This window comes from Lysobacter enzymogenes (assembly GCF_017168095.1).
In the GTDB taxonomy this organism is placed as follows: Bacteria; Pseudomonadota; Gammaproteobacteria; order Xanthomonadales; family Xanthomonadaceae; genus Lysobacter; species Lysobacter enzymogenes_D.
In genome coordinates this window covers 1-2,279 of sequence record NZ_LXSD01000254.1, presented here as the reverse complement: position 1 = coordinate 2,279, position 2,279 = coordinate 1, and the positions used below count along the sequence as shown (strand labels likewise).

At 71.0% G+C, this 2,279-nt stretch carries 1 protein-coding gene; it reads left to right on the top strand.

Annotated features, from left to right (window positions below):
- The first annotated feature begins 269 nt into the window (after positions 1 to 269).
- Complete coding sequence (locus A7A76_RS06985; RefSeq protein WP_206410513.1) at positions 270 to 2,162, top strand: ATP-binding cassette domain-containing protein; 1,893 nt, start codon at positions 270 to 272, stop codon at positions 2,160 to 2,162.
- Positions 2,163 to 2,279: the final 117 nt, after the last annotated feature.

Genomic DNA, 2,279 nt, shown 5'->3' with positions numbered 1-2,279 from the left:
CGCAACTACGCCGTAAGGTTTGTCGCAGTCGCGTTGTCGCGGTCGCGGCTCGCGCCGCTCCTACAGGGGGTTTGGTGCCGAGCCCGCGCTACGGCTGGATCCGGCGACCTGGCACGACCTGAGCGCGCGCCCGCACGGCGAGGCCGGGCTGTCCCTGCGCGGCCTGGCCCGGCACCGGCTCGGACCGCGCCGCTGGTTTCCGCTGCCGGCGCGCACCCGATCGCGGCGCGGACGGCGCGCGCGGCCGCCGCGCCGGCTAGAATGCGCGCATGCCTTTGATCACCGTACAGAACGCCGACTACAGCGTCGGCGGCCCGCTGCTGCTCGAAAACGTCGAATTGGCCATCGAACCGGGCGAGCGCATCGCCCTGATCGGCCGCAACGGCGCGGGCAAGTCCACCCTCATGAAACTGCTCGCCGGCGAACTGCTGCCCGACGACGGCGAAATCCGCCGCGAAGGCGGCGTGCGCGTCGCCCGGCTGGAGCAGGAAGTCCCGCCGGGCGCCGCCGGCAGCGTGTTCGACGTGGTCGCCGACGGCCTCGGCGAGCTCGGCCACTGGCTGGCCGAATTCCACCACCTCAGCCATGCCGAGCATTACGACGCCGACGCGGTGGCCAAGGTCCAGACCAAGATCGAGGACGCGCAGGGCTGGGGCCTGGACCAGCGCGTCGAGGAAACCCTGACCCGGCTCGGCCTGGACGGCGAGGCCGAGTTCGCCGGCCTGTCCGGCGGCATGAAGCGGCGGGTGTTGCTGGCGCGCGCGCTGGTCTCGGCGCCGGACCTGCTGTTGCTGGACGAACCGACCAACCACCTCGACATCGAAGCCATCGACTGGCTCGAACAATTCCTCAAGTCCTGGAGCGGCGCGCTGCTGTTCGTCACCCACGACCGCCGCTTCCTGCGCGCGCTGGCGACCCGCATCGTCGAGATCGACCGCGGCCGCGTCACCAGCTGGCCCGGCGACTGGGACAACTACCTGCGCCGGCGCGAAGAGCGCCTCAACGCCGAGGCGCAGGAGAACGCGCGCTTCGACAAGCTGCTGGCGCAGGAAGAGGTGTGGATCCGCCAGGGCATCAAGGCCCGCCGCACCCGCGACGAAGGCCGCGTGCGCCGGCTCAAGGCGATGCGCAACGAGCGCGCCGCGCGCCGCGACACGGTCGGCAACGTGCGCATGGAGTTCGCCCAGTCCGAGCAGTCCGGGCGCAAGGTGATCGAGGCCAAGGACGTGGCGTTCGACTACGGCGGCCGGCCGATGCTGCACGATTTCTCCAGCACCGTGTTCCGCGGCGACCGCATCGGGCTGATCGGCCCCAACGGCAGCGGCAAGACCACGCTGCTGAAGGTGCTGCTGGGCGAACTGGCGCCCAAGGCCGGCGAAGTGCGCCTGGGCAGCAACCTGCAGGTCGCCTATTTCGACCAGTACCGCGCGACCCTGCGCGAGGACTGGAACGCGATCGAGAACGTCGCCGAGGGCCGCGAGTACGTCGAGGTCGGCGGCAAGAGCAAGCACATCATCGGCTACCTGCAGGATTTCCTGTTCACCCCGGAACGCGCGCGCGCGCCGATCACCCGCCTGTCCGGCGGCGAGCGCAACCGCCTGCTGCTGGCCAAGCTGTTCGCGCAGCCGTCGAACCTGCTGGTGATGGACGAACCGACCAACGACCTGGACGTGGAAACCCTGGAGCTGCTGGAAGAGCTGCTCGGCGATTACCCCGGCACGCTGCTGCTGGTCAGCCACGATCGCGATTTCCTCGACAACGTGGTCACCTCGACCCTGGTGATGGAAGGCGAGGGCGAGGTCGGCGAATACGTCGGCGGCTATAGCGACTGGCTGCGCCAGCGTCCGGCCGCGTTCGCGCCGGCCAAGTCCACGGCCGCGGCGATGGCCAGGCCGGCGGCGCCCGCCGCGGCGCCGGTGGCGGCGCCCGAGCCTGCGGCGGCCAAGCGCAAGCTCAGCTACAAGGACGCGCGCGAACTGGAACAGTTGCCGGCGCGGATCGAAACGCTGGAAACGCATCTGGCCGAGCTGAGCGAGCAGATGAACCAGCCGGCGTTCTACCAGCGCGACAGCGCGGCGATCAACGCCCACAACGCCGAACTGGCCAAGACCCAGGCCGAGCTCGACCACGCCTACGCGCGCTGGGCCGAACTGGACGGCTGAGGCGGCGGCCGCGGCGGTTGTCGCGGCCGACCGGGTGAGTCGGGGCTCGCCGCTCCGACTTGGCGGGCTCGGTGCGAACAGGCATCGGGCCGGCCCGATGCCCGCGCGTCCGCAGCC

Excerpts from the sequence above, each read along its gene's own strand:
- A7A76_RS06985 (WP_206410513.1), top strand. The coding sequence starts at position 270 with ATGCCTTTGATCACCGTACAGAACGCCGACTACAGCGTCGGCGGCCCG.